The sequence below is a fragment of the Serratia sp. D1N4 genome (assembly GCF_054552755.1).
This window is the reverse complement of the sequence record NZ_CM137274.1, coordinates 4,972,641-4,987,178: the sequence shown is the minus strand read 5'-3', so window position 1 is coordinate 4,987,178 and position 14,538 is coordinate 4,972,641. Positions and strand designations below refer to the sequence as shown.

Below are 14,538 nucleotides of genomic sequence, written 5' to 3'. Positions count from 1 at the left end.
GCTGTGTTGGCTCGTCTTCTCAGCGTGGTGTACGACATTTATTTAAACTGTGGCAAATAGGCCTGGTTTGCCTCCAGCACCTCGTCTAACAGCGGCTGGGCAATCTGGGCATTGGCTATCAATGGGTTGGTCACCAGCGCCAGCAGCGCACTGCGGCGATTGCCATGTACGGCGGCTTCGATCGTCAGGCGCTCATAGGCTTTGACCTGTTGGGTCAGCGCGTGCATCGATTCCGGTAGCTGACCGAAAGCGAGCGGGTGCGTACCCTGGGCGTCGACGATACAGTTGGTTTCTATCACAGCATCGTCCGGTAAACCGCGAATAGCGCCACGGTTTGCGGTATTTACGACTAATTGCGTACCGAGATTATTATGAATAGCACGAATTAGCTCCAGCGCGACCTCTGAATAAAACGATCCGCCACGGAAGCTGAGCTGCTCGGGTTTGCTGTCCAGATGCGGGTCGGCATACAGTTCGAACAGCTCTTTCTCCACTTTCATCACCTGCTCAGCACGGGTACCGCGCTCGGCAGCGGCAGCCGTTTCCTCTGCCAGCATCTGCTGAGTCTGGTAGAAATAACGATGATAGGGGCAGGGAATGGCACCCACCGCCCGCAGGAATTCCGGCGGCCACGGTTCCTCTTTGATGTTGTTCATGGTTAACGTCGCGCCGTCACACAGCATATCGATCACGTCAGCGGTGACGTTCTGGCCGTTGTGCAGCACCTGGTGCACCCAGACCATGTGGTTGAGCCCGGCAAACTGCAGCTGTACCTGGCCGTAAGGGGCTTGCAGCATATTGGCAATCATATGGTGCATGCTGATAGGCACGTTGCACAGGCCGATGATTTTCGCTTGGGTATAACGCGAAACCGCTTCGGTGACGATGCCCGCCGGATTGGTGAAGTTGATGATCCAGGCACTTGGTGCCAACTGTTCCACTTTACGCGCGATGTTCAACATCACCGGGATGGTGCGCAGTGCTTTGGCAAAACCGCCGATGCCGGTGGTTTCCTGGCCAATTAACTGGTATTTCAGGCCCAAGCGCTCATCGGCGGCGCGTGCCGGTAGCTGCCCGACGCGCAGTTGGGTCAGCACAAATTTGGCACCGTGAATGGCCTCGTCCAGATCGAAATGCACGCTGACTTTCACCTGTTCCAAACCGTTGCGCGCCAGCATACGCCGGGTCAAGGCGGCAATGATCGCCACTTTTTCGCGGCCGGGCTCGACGTCTACCAACGCCAGTTCGGTGACGGGGAGTTCTTCAATGCGCTGGATCAGCCCTTCTACCAGTTCCGGCGTGTAGCTGCTGCCGCCGCCGATAATGGCGATTTTTAACGAACTCATGAACGCGCCTCCTGCTGTGCCTGACGGCGGTAAAGTTCAATCATATCGCCTGCCAAGTCCTGAATGACCATCGCGTTCATCAGGTGATCCTGCGCATGCACGGTGATCAGGTTGATCGGCAGTTTGCCGCAGCCTTCGTCCAGGCCGATAAGCTGGGTCTGGATATGGTGTGCGTGTTTCACCGCCTGCTGTGATTCGGCCATATGTTCAGCCGAGGCGGCGAAATCACCGGCTCGCGCCTGTTGCAACGCCATCAGCGCGCTGCTGCGGGCGCTGCCGGCGAACACCAGCAGCTCCATAATGGTGCTTTCAAAATCCGGGCTGATATCAGCCATCCGTTCTGTCACGTCAATTCTCCTGTTACTGCGCGGCAACGGTATCGGCGGCTTCGCGCTCGGCGTCGGCCTGTTGCTGTTCCTGCGCCAATAATTGTTTTTCATATACTTTGAAGAATGGCAGCCAGATCGCCAGATCGATCACCATCAAAACCAGCACCAGTAACGCGGCGCGGACATCCCAGGAGGCAGAAATCATCGCCCCCAGCGGTGCCGGTGCGGTCCAGGGGGCCATGGCCACCATTTTTTCCACCAGCGCCCAGTTCAAGGCGAAGTAGGCCAGCGTAGCGTTGACCATCGGGACGACGATCAGCGGGATAAACAGCGTGGGGTTCATCACCACTGGCGAACCGAACAGTAAAGGTTCGTTGATGTTAAAGGCCGCAGGCACCACGCTCAGCTTGCCAATGGTGCGCAAATGAATAGATCGGCTGCGCATATACAGGAAGGCCAGCACCAGCGTAGAGCCGGAACCGCCGATGCAGACATAGAACGACCAGAATGGCGCGGTGAGGGTTTGCGTGCTGGCCGCACCCTGCGCCACCAGAGCGGCGTTGGTTGCCAGGTTGGCCATAAAGATCGGGTTGAGCAGGCCGGTCACGATGTTGTCACCGTGGATACCGGCAAACCACAGCAGGTTGGCGATCAGCACCGCCAGCAGAATGGCTGGCAGGGTATCACCGGCAGAAATCAGCGGCTGGAACAGGTGCATGATGGCATCAGGCAGCAGGAGCTGGAATTCACTCTGCATCAGAAGGCTGATGGGATACACCGTCAACAGAATGCCCACCACCGGATACAGCAGCTCGAACGAGCGGGCAATCGCCGGGGGTACCTGTTCCGGCATGCGGATGGTGATGTTGTATTTCTTCAGCAGGCGGATCAGTTCGACTGACCAGATCGCGCAGATCAGGGCGGTAAACACCCCCTGACCACCGAGAAAATCGAGCGACATCTTGTTATCAACCTGCGGTGCTGCGGCCAGCAGAAATGCCATCAGCGACAGTAATCCTGCGGTCAGGGCATCCAAACCGTAATGCTTGGCCAGGCTGTAGGCGGTGCCAATGGCAACAAATACGCTCATCAGGCCCATGGTCATGAAGAACGGCATGGTGATGGTGTTCCAGTGGGTTTTGGCAAAACCCAGCCAGGCTTGCCCGAAACGGGAAGTGGTAGTGGCATCAAACGGCGGGTTGGCGACGATCAGCATAATACTGCCGACAATCAGGAACGGCATGGCGGAAATAAAACCATCGCGGATGGCAATAATATGGCGCTGGCTGCCGATCCGGCCTGCCAACGGGGCGATATGGTTTTCCACCACGCGCATCAGGGAAGCGTAAAGGCTCATGATTCTCTCCGCAGAGTCAGGCAATCAGGCTGAGGGCTTGATCCAGCACCTTGTCACCACGCATAGTGCCGTAATCCATCATGTCGATGACGGCAACCGGCAGGTCGTGGGGTTCAGCGAGTTTGGTGAAGCGCGCCAGTTCGTACTTCACCTGCGGCCCCAGCAGCACAACGCTGGCGGTGGGCAGTTCGGCCTCAAAATCGGCAGCCGGCACTGCGACGATCTCCACGTTCAGTTCACGTTTCTGCGCTTCGGTCTGCATGCGTTTGACCAGCATGCTGGTGGACATTCCTGCGGCACAGCACAGTACTATCTTCGTCATTTTTGCTCCCCCGTTATTATTATGGCTTTAAGCGCAAATGAGAGCGCTCTCATTTGCGCAGCCTAGCGAGATTGCAGAATCAAACCGGGAGTTAGGTCGCAAAATATGAGGAGGAGAGAAAACGGGTGAATAATGCGTGATCGGCTTGGCAAAAATGAGTACGGCGATCATACTATCGGCAAGAAAAAACTAGTACCTATAAGAAATATCCGGCAATTACTTAAATATTGGTAAATGGCTGGCGCTATCAGGGGTAGCTCTTTAGAATCAAAGCGCTTTTCCGTTGTTTGTCTCTCAGAGAAAGGACCCGTTCATGTTCAAACGTACTTTAGTGACCTTTGTTGCGCTGTGTTCCCTGACGGCAATGGTTCCCGCCGCACTGGCCGCCGGTGAAACTCACGTCATGCTGACCACCTCAGCAGGGAATATCGAATTAGCGCTCGACAGCCAGAAGGCTCCAGTTTCCACCAAAAACTTCATTGATTACGTGAACAGCGGTTATTACAACAACACCGTTTTCCACCGCGTGATCCCTGGCTTTATGGTTCAGGGCGGCGGTTTCACGGCGGATATGCAGCAGAAGTCCACCGGTGCTGCGATCAAAAACGAAGCTGATAACGGCTTGCGCAACCTGCGCGGCACTATTTCTATGGCGCGTACTGCCGATAAAGACAGCGCGACCAGCCAGTTCTTCCTCAACGTGGCGGATAATGCGTTCCTCGATCACGGCCAGCGTGACTTTGGTTATGCGGTATTCGGTAAAGTGGTGAAGGGGATGGACGTGGTGGATAAGATTTCCCAGGTGCCAACCAGCAACGTGGGGCCATATCAGAATGTGCCAAGCAAACCGATTGTGATCTTGTCGGCCAAAGTGCTGCCATAAACCTGCCTACTCTTATTGCTTGAAGCTGCAGCGCTGTTGGCTGCAACTCCGAGCATGTTGGATATGTGCCGGCCTCCGCCCAGGGGCTGGCGCGCTTTCTTCCTGTCGAAGCTTTGCCTGCATCACTGTTTTCTTCCTACCGGCATGTTTTAATCAGCGCCCATAACCAGACCCTTTTAGTTGGCATTTTCTGTTTGCCTTTGTTGTTTATGATGAGCTGCTGTTTATGTACGAATTTAACCAGGTTTTGCTGCTGTTACAGCAGATGTGTGTTTATCTTGTTATCGCCTATTTGTTAAGTAAGACGCCGCTGTTTATTCCGCTGACGCAGGTCACCATTCGCCTGCCACACAAGCTACTGTGCTACGTCATATTCTCCGTGTTCTGCATCATGGGTACTTATTTCGGCCTGCATATTCAGGATTCGATCGCCAATACCCGTGCGATCGGCGCCGTGCTGGGCGGATTGCTTGGGGGGCCTTCGGTTGGCTTCCTGGTTGGTTTGACCGGCGGTTTGCACCGTTACACGCTGGGAGGCATGACCGATGTGGCCTGCGCGGTGTCGACGGTGGCTGAAGGGCTGGTGGGCGGTATCGTACACAGTATCGCCATGCGGCGTGGGCGCATCGATCTGCTGTTCAACCCGCTATTTGTGGCAGGGATTACTTTGGTCACGGAAGTGCTGCAAATGGCCATCATCCTGGCGATCGCCCGGCCGTTCCCGGAAGCGGTGCGGCTGGTGGAACATATCGCTTTACCGATGTTGATCGCTAATACGCTCGGCGCGGCGATGTTTATGCAGATCCTGCTGGATCGGCGGGCGATGTTTGAGAAATACACCAGCGCATTCTCCACTAAGGCGTTGAAGATTGCCGAACGTACCGAAGGTATCCTGCGGCAAGGGTTCGATCAGGAAAACAGCATGAAGGTGGCGCGCGTCATTTATCAGGAACTGGGTATTGGCGCGGTGGCGATCACCGATCGTGACAAACTGTTGGCCTTTATCGGTATTGGCGACGACCACCACTTGCCGGGTACGCCGATCTCTTCGGTGCATTCCCACCGCGCCATTGATAATAACGAGGTGGTGTATGCCGATGGCAACGAGCTTTCCTACTGCTGTTCGATCAACGCCGGTTGCAAGCTGGGTTCGACGCTGGTGATCCCGCTGCGCGGTGAGAATCACCGGGTGATCGGCACCATCAAACTGTACGAACCGAAAACCAAGCTGTTCAGCACCATCAACCGCACGCTGGGGGAAGGGATCGCCAGCCTGCTGTCGGCACAAATCATGGCCGGGCAATATGAGCGGCACAAACAGCTGTTGGCGCAGTCGGAGATCAAGCTGCTGCATGCGCAGGTGAACCCGCACTTCCTGTTTAATGCGTTGAATACGCTGGTGGCGGTGATCCGCCGCGACGGCGAACGCGCCTGCGAACTGGTGCAGTACCTTTCCACCTTTTTCCGCAAAAACCTCAAACGTTCCGATGATGAAGTGAGCCTGGCAGATGAAATTGAGCATGTGAATGCCTATTTGCAGATAGAACAGGCGCGCTTTGCCGATCGGTTGGAAATTACCGTTTCCTTACCGGAAGAGCTGTTGGCGGTGAGGCTGCCCGCCTTCTCGCTGCAACCGATTGTGGAAAATGCCATCAAGCACGGGACGTCACATCTGCTGGGGATTGGCCGGATCGACATCGGCGCACGGCGTGAAGGGGGCAATCTGCTGTTGCAGGTGACCGATAATGCCGGGCTGTTCCGCCAGCAGGTGGGCGGTAGCGGGCTGGGGATGAATCTGGTGGATAGACGCATCCGCATCCGCTACGGCGAAGGTTATGGGGTGCAAGTGGCCTGTGAACCGGAAACGTTTACCTGTATTACCTTGAGTGTGCCGTTGGCGAGGGCTGCATAATGTTAACCGTATTGATTGTTGACGATGAGCCATCCGCCCGCGATAACCTGCGCCATCTGTTGGAAGAGGAACAGGGCGTGACCATCATCGGCGAATGTGCCAACGCGATTGAAGCCATCAGCCAGATCCACCGCCTGCAACCGGACGTGGTGTTTCTGGATATCCAGATGCCGCGCATCAGCGGGCTGGAAATGGTGGGGATGCTCGATCCAAACCGCATGCCCTATATCGTGTTTCTGACCGCGTATGACGAATATGCGGTGCAGGCCTTTGAGGAGCACGCCTTCGATTATCTGCTGAAGCCGACAGACGCTCAGCGGCTGAACAAGACGTTACAGCGCCTGCATCAGCGCCGCGCGCCGCAGAATGTCGCTGCGCTGGAAGAGAGCGCGGGCTATCTGAAATATATTCCCTGTACTGGCCATAGCCGTATTTACCTACTGCGTTTTGATGAGGTGATCGCGATCCGTTCGCGTTCGACCGGGGTGTATGTGGTGCGTAATGATGGCATGGAGTGCTTCACCGAACTGACGCTGCGCACGCTGGAAAGCCGCACGCCGCTGGTGCGCTGCCATCGGCAGTATCTGGTTAACCTTGAACAGGTCAGAGAGATCCGTTTTGAAGAAAGCGGCACGGCGGAGATGATCATGCCAGTGGGCGAGCCGGTGCCGGTCAGCCGTCGCTACCTGAAATCGCTGAAGGAAGAGTTGGGGCTGCGCGGTTAACGCGCCTTGACGGTATTTCGTCATGCTTATAGCTTTAATACAATCAACGGGTGTTTTTGTGTCGTACAGGACTAAAGGAAAAGCACATGAGCGAAGCACGGATTATTGCCAAAGCAATGCACAATGGTAAGCCAGGGCAGGAACTGGTGATTTTACCCGCCCTGGCCAACCGCCACGGCCTGATCACTGGGGCGACCGGTACCGGTAAAACGGTGACGCTGCAAAAGATGGCGGAACAGTTTTCGCGCATCGGTATTCCGGTGTTTCTAGCTGATGTTAAAGGCGATTTGTCAGGTATTGCGGCTGAGGGTGTGCCTTCTGAGAAACTCCAGGCACGGCTGGCGGCCATTGGCGTCAGCGACTGGCAACCGCAAGCCTGCACGATGATCCCGTGGGATATTTTTGGCGAAAAAGGTCACCCGATCCGTGCCACCGTTTCCGATCTTGGCCCGCTGCTGCTTGGCCGCCTGTTGGATCTGAACGATGTGCAAAGCGGCGTGCTGCAACTGATATTTAAAATCGCCGATGATAATGCGTTGCTGCTGCTTGATATGAAAGATTTGCGGGCAATGGTGCAGTACGTCGGGGATAACGCCAAACAGTTCCAGACCCAGTATGGCAACATCTCTTCTGCCTCGGTTGGCGCGATCCAACGTGGTTTGCTGACGCTGGAAGAGCAGGGGGCCAATCAGTTTTTTGGTGAACCGATGTTGGATATCAACGATCTGATGAAAACCGACGGCGACGGGCGCGGCATCATCAACCTGCTGGCGGCGGATAAGTTGATTAACCAACCGAAACTTTATTCGGTGTTCCTGTTGTGGCTGTTGGCCGAACTGTTCGAGCATTTATCCGAGGTAGGTGACCCCGAACAGCCAAAACTGGTGTTTTTCTTCGATGAGGCCCACTTGCTGTTTAACGATGCGCCACCGGCTTTGCTGACCAAAATAGAGCAGGTGGTGCGGCTGATCCGCTCGAAAGGGGTGGGGATCTACTTTGTTACCCAGAACCCGCTAGATATCCCAGACAGCGTGCTGGGCCAGCTAGGTAACCGCGTTCAGCATGCGCTGCGAGCCTTTACACCGCGCGATCAGAAAGCGGTGAAGGCGGCAGCACAAACCATGCGCGCCAATCCGGCCTTTGATGCAGAAACGGCAATTACCGAATTGGGCGTAGGGGAGGCGTTGGTGTCTTTCCTGGACGAGAAAGGACGGCCGAACGTAGTGGAGCGCGCAATGGTGATCGCTCCTGAATCGAAAATGGGCATGCTGGGGGCCGAAGGGCTGAACAGCGCCATCAATAAGTCGCCGCTCTACGGGCGTTACGAAGATGGGGTGGACCGTGAATCCGCCTATGAGAAGCTTTCTGCCGAAGGTTTTGCCACCCTGGGAAGGCCACAGCCGGGCCAAGCGGCACCAAAGCCTGCCGCAGAGCAGGAGGGCGGCGGCCTGATGGGGGGCTTGAACGACATCCTGTTTGGCTCCACCGGCCCGCGCGGGGGTAAACGAGATGGCATCGTCCAGACCGCTGCCAAGAGCATGGCGCGCGATCTGGGCCGCCAGATCCTGCGTGGCGTCTTGGGTTCGATTATGGGGGGCCGCAAAAAGTAGGCTCTGCATTAATATTACCTGGCAGCTTTGATAAAGGTTGCCAGTTAGGTTTCTTGGTGTTTTCGTATTATTTAAGCGACTTTTATGAGTTTTAAGTTGCTTAAATCAATATCTTAAGCCCATGCTTCTGTACTACAGTAAGCAACTTTAGTGACAATCCACTTGGGCGTTTTACACCGCTTTCCCATTTCTGCACCGTTGAAACACTGGTATTTAGATAGCGGGCGAAAACCGGCTGGCTGACATTCAACTTCTCACGTAGTGCCTTAATTTCAATTGGTTGGAGCTCATTAACGCTACTGATGCAGGCTTGATCGAAGCTACGCATTGTTTCCAGCGGAATGGCATCAACGCTGAATAGCCCAGAAGCCGCGCTATGGATGGCTTCAAATGCAGGGCTTTTGAATTTACTTTTTGTGGTCATGATAAATCTCCACCAGTTCTTTACTCTTAACTAATGCCGTAATCTTTTCATCTGCAAGAGCGGCGTAGTGCTTTGCCAACTCGCGGAATGCGGCCAATTCGCGATCGTCAATGTTCGCCATATCTTGCTTGGTATAGAGGAACGTGTAAAACCAATGTATACCACCTTTGGCTAATATTATGGCTCTATCACGGTTCTCACTCAGGCGTTTTTTGTATACCCCGCCCTCTAGGTCGTCGGCTTTTCCTTCTAACACTGCATCAATTGCCTGACATAACTCACTATCTTTGATGCCATGAGATTTGGCCGTTTTGGCAAACCATTTGGTTTTAAATACGCGCATCAGGCTGACATCCTGTTACCTTAACTATAGCACTTAGTGCTACTTTTCTCTCCTTTTTAGCCCATTCAAAGTGCTTCAAATCTGCAAGATGGGCCTGCTTTTTAATCAACTATCGTGAGATAGTTCGAGCGCAGCTATGGGCGTGGCAAAGAAGGTTCGCTAAACTCCGCTAAGGCCTGAGTTATAGGTTCAAGCGTTATATTTGAAACGGTTTTTTTAATCATTAAGTTAATTTAAACATGCTGCTGTTGATCGATAACTACGACTCCTTTACCTATAACCTTTATCAGTACTTCTGCGAACTGGGTGCAGAAGTGCTGGTGAAGCGTAACGATGAACTGCAACTGGCCGATATTGAGCGGCTGGCGCCGCAGCGTTTAGTGATCTCCCCTGGCCCCTGCACGCCAAACGAGGCGGGTATTTCGCTGGCGGCTATCCGCCATTTTGCTGGTAAATTGCCGATCCTCGGGGTTTGCCTCGGGCATCAGGCGATTGGCCAAGCATTGGGTGCCGATGTGGTTCGTGCCCGTGAGGTGATGCACGGTAAAACCTCGGCCATTCGCCATAACCATCAGGGCGTGTTTAGCGGCCTTAATAACCCGCTGACCGTCACTCGCTACCATTCGTTGGTGCTAGACGCTGCGACCTTACCAAGCTGTTTTGAGGTGACCGCCTGGAGTGAACGCAACGGTGAGCGGGATGAGATTATGGGCATTCGCCACCGGACGCTGGCGCTGGAAGGGGTGCAGTTTCATCCGGAAAGTATCCTGAGCGAGCAAGGCCATCAGTTGCTGGATAATTTCCTTAAAAGTTAGCAGGTTAGGATTTTTTTTGCCGCTATTGATGATTTTGGTTTGCCCTTGATTGGTTTTTTATGCATATTTTGTGACTATATTTTCAATTATTCGCAACAATAATACTGAGTCAATTTCAGGGTGGAGCCCATAATGACGGAAAAAATCGCAGTCGACCGCAGCACCTTTGATCAGGTTATCCTACCTATTTATGCACCAGCTCAATTCGTGCCGGTGAAGGGCAAGGGCAGCCGCGTATGGGATCAGCAGGGAAAAGAGTATATCGATTTCTCTGGCGGTATTGCCGTTACCGCGTTGGGGCACTGCCATCCTGCTCTGGTTGCTGCGTTGAAACAGCAGGGTGAAACCCTGTGGCATACCAGTAACGTCTTCACCAATGAACCGGCGCTGCGCCTGGCGACCAAGCTGATCAACGCCACGTTTGCCGACCGGGTGTTCTTTGCCAACTCGGGGGCGGAAGCTAACGAAGCCGCGTTCAAGCTGGCGCGCCATTATGCCATCAGCCGCCACAGCCCTTACAAAACCAAGATTATCGCGTTCAATAACGCTTTCCATGGCCGCACGCTGTTCACGGTTTCTGTCGGCGGCCAGGCGAAATACTCCGACGGTTTTGGGCCGAAACCGGCCGATATCGTGCATGTGCCGTTTAACGATCTGGCGGCGGTGAAAGCGGTGATGGACGATCACACCTGCGCCGTGGTGATGGAACCGATCCAAGGTGAGGGTGGGGTGACCTCCGCAGATGCGGCGTTCCTGCAAGGCGTGCGTGAACTGTGCGACAAACATCAGGCGCTGCTGGTATTTGATGAGGTGCAAAGCGGCATGGGCCGCAGTGGTAAGTTGTTTACCTATATGCACTACGGCATTACGCCGGACATCCTCACCACCGCTAAAGCGTTGGGCGGTGGCTTCCCGGTGAGCGCGATGCTGACCACGGAAGAGATCGCCTCCGTGATGCACGTAGGCACCCACGGAACGACCTATGGCGGCAACCCGCTGGCCTGTGCGGTAGCCGAAGCGGCGCTGGACGTGATCAATACGCCAGAAGTGTTGAGCGGCATTGAGCAGCGCCATAAGCTGTATGTGCAGGCATTGCAGAAGATGGGTGAGAAGTACTCAGTTTTCAGCGATATTCGCGGCATGGGCTTGCTGATCGGCGCAGAGTTGACGCCGGAGTATCACGGCAAGGCGCGGGACTTCCTGACCGCTGCGGCAGCACGGGGTTTGATGATCCTCAACGCCGGGCCAAACGTGATTCGCTTGGCACCTTCGCTGGTGGTGGAATTGAAGGATATCGAAGAAGGTATGGCGCTGTTCGAACTGGCGGTACAGGATGTGATTAACGCTTAAGCCATGTGCAGGGGTGTAGACCCCTGCAATATCAGTTTTCCCGCAGTTTCCGCTTCAGCCAGATACCGTGATGTGGGCGCTGGCGCCAGGCCAGCGACGAAATGGTGTGCATCACGCTCAGGTGCGAAAGAATACGCAGCAGGTGGCGTTCCATCTCGCTTGGTGGCCGATCGTTATGCAGCATTGGGGGCTGCATAACGATTTTGCTGGTGCTTGGGCCGTCATATTCCAGCCTTTGTTGGCAGCTTTGCAGGGCAATTTCGCAACTTTGCAGATACTCTTTCGCCATCTCTGGCGTTAAGGTGTCGTGCTCGCGCGCCAGAATGGTCAGCGCATTCAGATGCTCGACAATAAACTGGCTGTGCGTGATCCATAAGCGCATATCCGCCAGATAATCCGACTCAAACCCTGGTTCCTGCATCGCCTGATTAAGCGAGGTGAACAGCGCATTATGTGCCTGATTGACCTGCATTCGTGCGTAGGCCAGCGTAGCAGGATCCGCTTCCTGTTCTTGCAACAGCAGGCGTAATGCCGTTTGATCCTGCTCCAGTGCCTGGTGTGCGTTCTTACGCAGCAGACCGCTCTGCCATTGCGGCCACAGCCAGATACTCCCGCCAAACACCAGCACGCAGCCAATCAGCGTATCGAGCAGGCGCGGTACCAGAAAATGGGTGCCGTTAAGCGCCAACAATTGCAGGGTATACACCGCGGTGACGGTAAACCCCATCACCGCCAGCCCATAGTTTTTGCGCAATATCAGGTAGGCAGCCAGCGTGATTGCCAGCATGATGCTCAGCGTCAGGTGCTCCGGCAGTTGCAACTGCAAGAGCCCGGCGGCGATGATTAACCCGGCCAGCGTGCCGAGGGCACGATGCTGGATCCTGACGCGCGTGGCGTTATAGCCGTTCTGGCTGACCAGCATAATAGTCAGCAGGATCCAATAGGGCTTCGGCAGGTTGAAAATCATACCCAGACTGCTACCCACCGCCAGTATGATGCCCAGTCGGGCGGCATTGCGCAGGGCGTTGGACTTCAACGACAGGTAGCTCACCACGGCGGGCCAGAACGGCAATCGTGCCTGGTTGGCCATCAGATCGCGCTGATACAGCGGGCGCTGGCTGCGCAACAGGCGGGCGATGCGGCTGAAGTGGTAAAAACAGAACTGGCCAACCGGGTTGTCGGCATGCTGCGTGGCCACCTTTTCCAGCGCCGCCAGCTCATTCTTCATACTGAAACGCGCTGAACGTCGGTGATAGAGAATATCGTTGGCCACGAGGCGCAAACGCCCGGCAATCACCTGGGCGTTGCGGCGGATAATCGCTTCGGCCTGGCTCTGCTCCACCAGTTTTTGCACTTCTTCTGGCTGATGCAGGCTGACGGTAATGTGTTCCTGCAGATCGAGTGCCACCTGGAAAGTGCGTTGCAGGCGTTTTTGCTCTTGGTTATTGGCATGGGGCAGGAAGTTTAACTGCTGATATAACAGGCTGATCAGATCCATGACTTTCTGCTGGCGTTGCAGCAGCGGCGGTAGTGCGGTTTCTGGATCGATGTGCTGGGTCAGCAGCGAATATTTGGCTTCGAAATAGTCTGCCAACTGGATATAGAGCTGGCTCAGGGATTCGCGCATCGGTTGCTCTTTCCACAGTTTGAACCAGAACCAGGTGAACAGCCCGTACCAGGCGGTGCCGACCAGATACAGCAGCGGTGCATACCAGATCGGCACGTGTCCGGCCATGCTGAGAGAAAAGATGGCAGCGACCAGCGCGGCGGGCAGCAGACGTGCGTGCAGCGGGCTGATTTCACCGCTGACGCCCAGCAACAGCGCCATCGCCAGCATCAGTAAGGGTAACGGGATATGCCACAGCAGCGCCTGTTGCAGCAGCAAACTGCTGAGAGCAAACAGGGAACCGCCAACGGCCAGACGTTTGAAAAAGCGTTTGTGCGGCGTGTCCAACCCGGCGATGTTACAGCAGGCAGGCACCAGAGAGAACAGCAGGCCGAGTTGCAGGTTGCCCATCAGCAGGAAGAAAACCACCGGCAGGCACAGCACCAGCGTTTGCCGCAGTGCATAGTTGACTTCCGGGTGGTAGATCAGGCGCCGCCACATGATGAATGGGGGAAGTTAAAAAAAACGGCGTATCGCTACGCCGTTTCTTCAATAATTAACGCGTGCCGTAAACGACAATAGTTTTGCCGTGGGCAGAAATCAGGTTTTGATCTTCGAGCATTTTCAGAATACGACCGACGGTTTCACGTGAGCAACCGACGATTTGACCAATTTCCTGGCGGGTAATCTTGATTTGCATGCCATCCGGGTGAGTCATGGCGTCGGGCTGTTTTGCCAGGTTCAGCAGGGTTTGTGCAATGCGGCCGGTAACGTCAAGGAAGGCGAGGTTACCCACTTTCTCTGAGGTGATTTGCAGGCGGTTTGCCATCTGCGCAGACAGGCGCATCAGGATATCCGGGTTAACCTGAATCAACTGGCGGAATTTCTTATAAGAAATTTCAGCCACTTCACAGGCTGTTTTCGCTCTAACCCAGGCACTGCGCTCCTGGCCTTCTTCAAATAATCCAAGCTCGCCGATGAAATCCCCCTGGTTAAGGTAGGACAGAATCATCTCTTTGCCTTCTTCATCCTTGATCAGCACCGCCACGGAGCCTTTCACGATGTAGTAGAGCGTTTCGGCCTTTTCACCTTGGTGAATCAGCGTACTCTTTGATGGATATTTGTGGATATGGCAATGAGACAGGAACCATTCGAGAGTCGGGTCTGTTTGCGGTTTGCCGAGAACCATTCGCTGTTATCCTCTGTTGTTATCGCTGCCTTGTATCACAGGGGTCAGAGTTCCCTGTAAAACGTGCTTATAGCCCGGTGTTTTATAGAGTGGCTATCAACAGGTTTTGAGGCATGTTATAGAAATACGCTTGTACCCTAGCATATTAACTTGCGCCAAGTGCTGCAAGCTACATTCTGTTAACATACCAATATAGGGTCCTTTCCTCGGACATTTCCCTGAAATCGGTGACCTGGAAAGAGTTCTTGCGGCTCTGTTTGTAGCACAGAGTGAGGCGGGTGTCTTGTGTTGTCTCGCTTCAGTATGATTAGCATCAGGTTCCGTTGC

At 54.7% G+C, this 14,538-nt stretch carries 14 protein-coding genes; 6 read left to right on the top strand and 8 right to left on the bottom strand.

Annotation, left to right across the window (positions count from 1 at the left end; translation table 11 throughout):
- Nucleotides 1-38: 38 nt before the first annotated feature.
- Genes ACX1CU_RS22475 through ACX1CU_RS22460 form a run of 4 tightly spaced genes read right to left on the bottom strand, consistent with a single transcriptional unit; the run spans nt 39 to nt 3,354 of the window.
- On the bottom strand, nt 39-1,346 hold the full coding sequence (locus ACX1CU_RS22475) for a 6-phospho-beta-glucosidase (protein ID WP_459400390.1): 1,308 nt from the start codon (nt 1,344-1,346) through the stop codon (nt 39-41).
- Nucleotides 1,343-1,681, bottom strand: coding sequence for a PTS lactose/cellobiose transporter subunit IIA (locus tag ACX1CU_RS22470; protein ID WP_459402888.1), 339 nt, complete (start codon nt 1,679-1,681; stop codon nt 1,343-1,345). The genes ACX1CU_RS22475 and ACX1CU_RS22470 overlap by 4 nt, the downstream gene beginning before the upstream one ends.
- 25 nt (nt 1,682-1,706) lie before the next feature.
- The gene (locus ACX1CU_RS22465) at nt 1,707-3,032 is read right to left on the bottom strand and encodes a PTS sugar transporter subunit IIC (protein ID WP_459400389.1); all 1,326 of its coding nucleotides are present in this window, start codon (nt 3,030-3,032) and stop codon (nt 1,707-1,709) included.
- Between the two features lie 16 nt (nt 3,033-3,048).
- On the bottom strand, nt 3,049-3,354 hold the full coding sequence (locus tag ACX1CU_RS22460) for a PTS sugar transporter subunit IIB (RefSeq protein ID WP_459400388.1): 306 nt from the start codon (nt 3,352-3,354) through the stop codon (nt 3,049-3,051).
- Nucleotides 3,355-3,667: 313 nt separating this feature from the next.
- Between ACX1CU_RS22460 and ppiA the strand changes: the two genes are divergently transcribed.
- From ppiA to ACX1CU_RS22440, 4 genes are all read left to right on the top strand, one after another.
- A complete protein-coding gene (ppiA, locus tag ACX1CU_RS22455) occupies nt 3,668-4,237 on the top strand; it encodes a peptidylprolyl isomerase A (protein WP_459400387.1) in 570 nt (189 codons plus the stop codon).
- 226 nt (nt 4,238-4,463) lie between these two features.
- Nucleotides 4,464-6,149 (top strand): LytS/YhcK type 5TM receptor domain-containing protein, encoded by a 1,686-nt coding sequence (locus tag ACX1CU_RS22450; protein WP_459400386.1) that lies wholly within the window; start codon nt 4,464-4,466, stop codon nt 6,147-6,149.
- Nucleotides 6,149-6,874 (top strand): two-component system response regulator BtsR, encoded by a 726-nt coding sequence (gene btsR / locus ACX1CU_RS22445; protein ID WP_459400385.1) that lies wholly within the window; start codon nt 6,149-6,151, stop codon nt 6,872-6,874. The genes ACX1CU_RS22450 and btsR overlap by 1 nt, the downstream gene beginning before the upstream one ends.
- Nucleotides 6,875-6,960: 86 nt before the next feature.
- A complete protein-coding gene (locus ACX1CU_RS22440) occupies nt 6,961-8,484 on the top strand; it encodes a helicase HerA-like C-terminal domain-containing protein (RefSeq protein ID WP_459400384.1) in 1,524 nt (507 codons plus the stop codon).
- Between the two features lie 100 nt (nt 8,485-8,584).
- Here ACX1CU_RS22440 and ACX1CU_RS22435 read toward each other — a convergent pair whose 3' ends face one another.
- The gene (locus ACX1CU_RS22435; protein WP_459400383.1) at nt 8,585-8,908 is read right to left on the bottom strand and encodes a helix-turn-helix domain-containing protein; all 324 of its coding nucleotides are present in this window, start codon (nt 8,906-8,908) and stop codon (nt 8,585-8,587) included.
- Nucleotides 8,892-9,251: a type II toxin-antitoxin system RelE/ParE family toxin gene (locus ACX1CU_RS22430; protein WP_459400382.1), complete on the bottom strand. Its 360-nt coding sequence runs from the start codon at nt 9,249-9,251 to the stop codon at nt 8,892-8,894. Before ACX1CU_RS22430 ends, ACX1CU_RS22435 begins: the two co-directional genes overlap by 17 nt.
- Before the next feature lie 239 nt (nt 9,252-9,490).
- On the opposite strand from ACX1CU_RS22430, the gene ACX1CU_RS22425 reads away from it, so the two are divergent.
- Nucleotides 9,491-10,066 (top strand): aminodeoxychorismate synthase component II, encoded by a 576-nt coding sequence (locus ACX1CU_RS22425; RefSeq protein WP_459400381.1) that lies wholly within the window; start codon nt 9,491-9,493, stop codon nt 10,064-10,066.
- Between the two features lie 132 nt (nt 10,067-10,198).
- Nucleotides 10,199-11,416 carry a bifunctional acetylornithine/succinyldiaminopimelate transaminase gene (argD, locus tag ACX1CU_RS22420; RefSeq protein WP_459400380.1) on the top strand — a complete coding sequence of 406 codons (1,218 nt, stop codon included), beginning with the start codon at nt 10,199-10,201 and terminating at the stop codon, nt 11,414-11,416.
- 31 nt (nt 11,417-11,447) lie between these two features.
- On the opposite strand, the gene ACX1CU_RS22415 is transcribed toward argD, so the two are convergent.
- Nucleotides 11,448-13,523 carry a YccS/YhfK family putative transporter gene (locus ACX1CU_RS22415; protein WP_459400379.1) on the bottom strand — a complete coding sequence of 692 codons (2,076 nt, stop codon included), beginning with the start codon at nt 13,521-13,523 and terminating at the stop codon, nt 11,448-11,450.
- A 55-nt stretch (nt 13,524-13,578) separates the two neighbouring features.
- Nucleotides 13,579-14,211 (bottom strand): cAMP-activated global transcriptional regulator CRP, encoded by a 633-nt coding sequence (gene crp, locus ACX1CU_RS22410; RefSeq protein ID WP_004718520.1) that lies wholly within the window; start codon nt 14,209-14,211, stop codon nt 13,579-13,581.
- Between the last annotated feature and the right edge of the window lie 327 nt (nt 14,212-14,538).

Bases quoted from the DNA above. Each gene is read 5' to 3' on its own strand.
- ACX1CU_RS22475 (WP_459400390.1), bottom strand. From the start codon at position 1,346: ATGAGTTCGTTAAAAATCGCCATTATCGGCGGCGGCAGCAGCTACACG.
- ACX1CU_RS22470 (WP_459402888.1), bottom strand. From the start codon at position 1,681: ATGGCTGATATCAGCCCGGATTTTGAAAGCACCATTATGGAGCTGCTG.
- ACX1CU_RS22465 (WP_459400389.1), bottom strand. From the start codon at position 3,032: ATGAGCCTTTACGCTTCCCTGATGCGCGTGGTGGAAAACCATATCGCC.
- ACX1CU_RS22460 (WP_459400388.1), bottom strand. From the start codon at position 3,354: ATGACGAAGATAGTACTGTGCTGTGCCGCAGGAATGTCCACCAGCATG.
- ppiA (WP_459400387.1), top strand. From the start codon at position 3,668: ATGTTCAAACGTACTTTAGTGACCTTTGTTGCGCTGTGTTCCCTGACG.
- ACX1CU_RS22450 (WP_459400386.1), top strand. From the start codon at position 4,464: ATGTACGAATTTAACCAGGTTTTGCTGCTGTTACAGCAGATGTGTGTT.
- btsR (WP_459400385.1), top strand. From the start codon at position 6,149: ATGTTAACCGTATTGATTGTTGACGATGAGCCATCCGCCCGCGATAAC.
- ACX1CU_RS22440 (WP_459400384.1), top strand. From the start codon at position 6,961: ATGAGCGAAGCACGGATTATTGCCAAAGCAATGCACAATGGTAAGCCA.
- ACX1CU_RS22435 (WP_459400383.1), bottom strand. From the start codon at position 8,908: ATGACCACAAAAAGTAAATTCAAAAGCCCTGCATTTGAAGCCATCCAT.
- ACX1CU_RS22430 (WP_459400382.1), bottom strand. From the start codon at position 9,251: ATGCGCGTATTTAAAACCAAATGGTTTGCCAAAACGGCCAAATCTCAT.
- ACX1CU_RS22425 (WP_459400381.1), top strand. From the start codon at position 9,491: ATGCTGCTGTTGATCGATAACTACGACTCCTTTACCTATAACCTTTAT.
- argD (WP_459400380.1), top strand. From the start codon at position 10,199: ATGACGGAAAAAATCGCAGTCGACCGCAGCACCTTTGATCAGGTTATC.
- ACX1CU_RS22415 (WP_459400379.1), bottom strand. From the start codon at position 13,523: ATGTGGCGGCGCCTGATCTACCACCCGGAAGTCAACTATGCACTGCGG.
- crp (WP_004718520.1), bottom strand. From the start codon at position 14,211: ATGGTTCTCGGCAAACCGCAAACAGACCCGACTCTCGAATGGTTCCTG.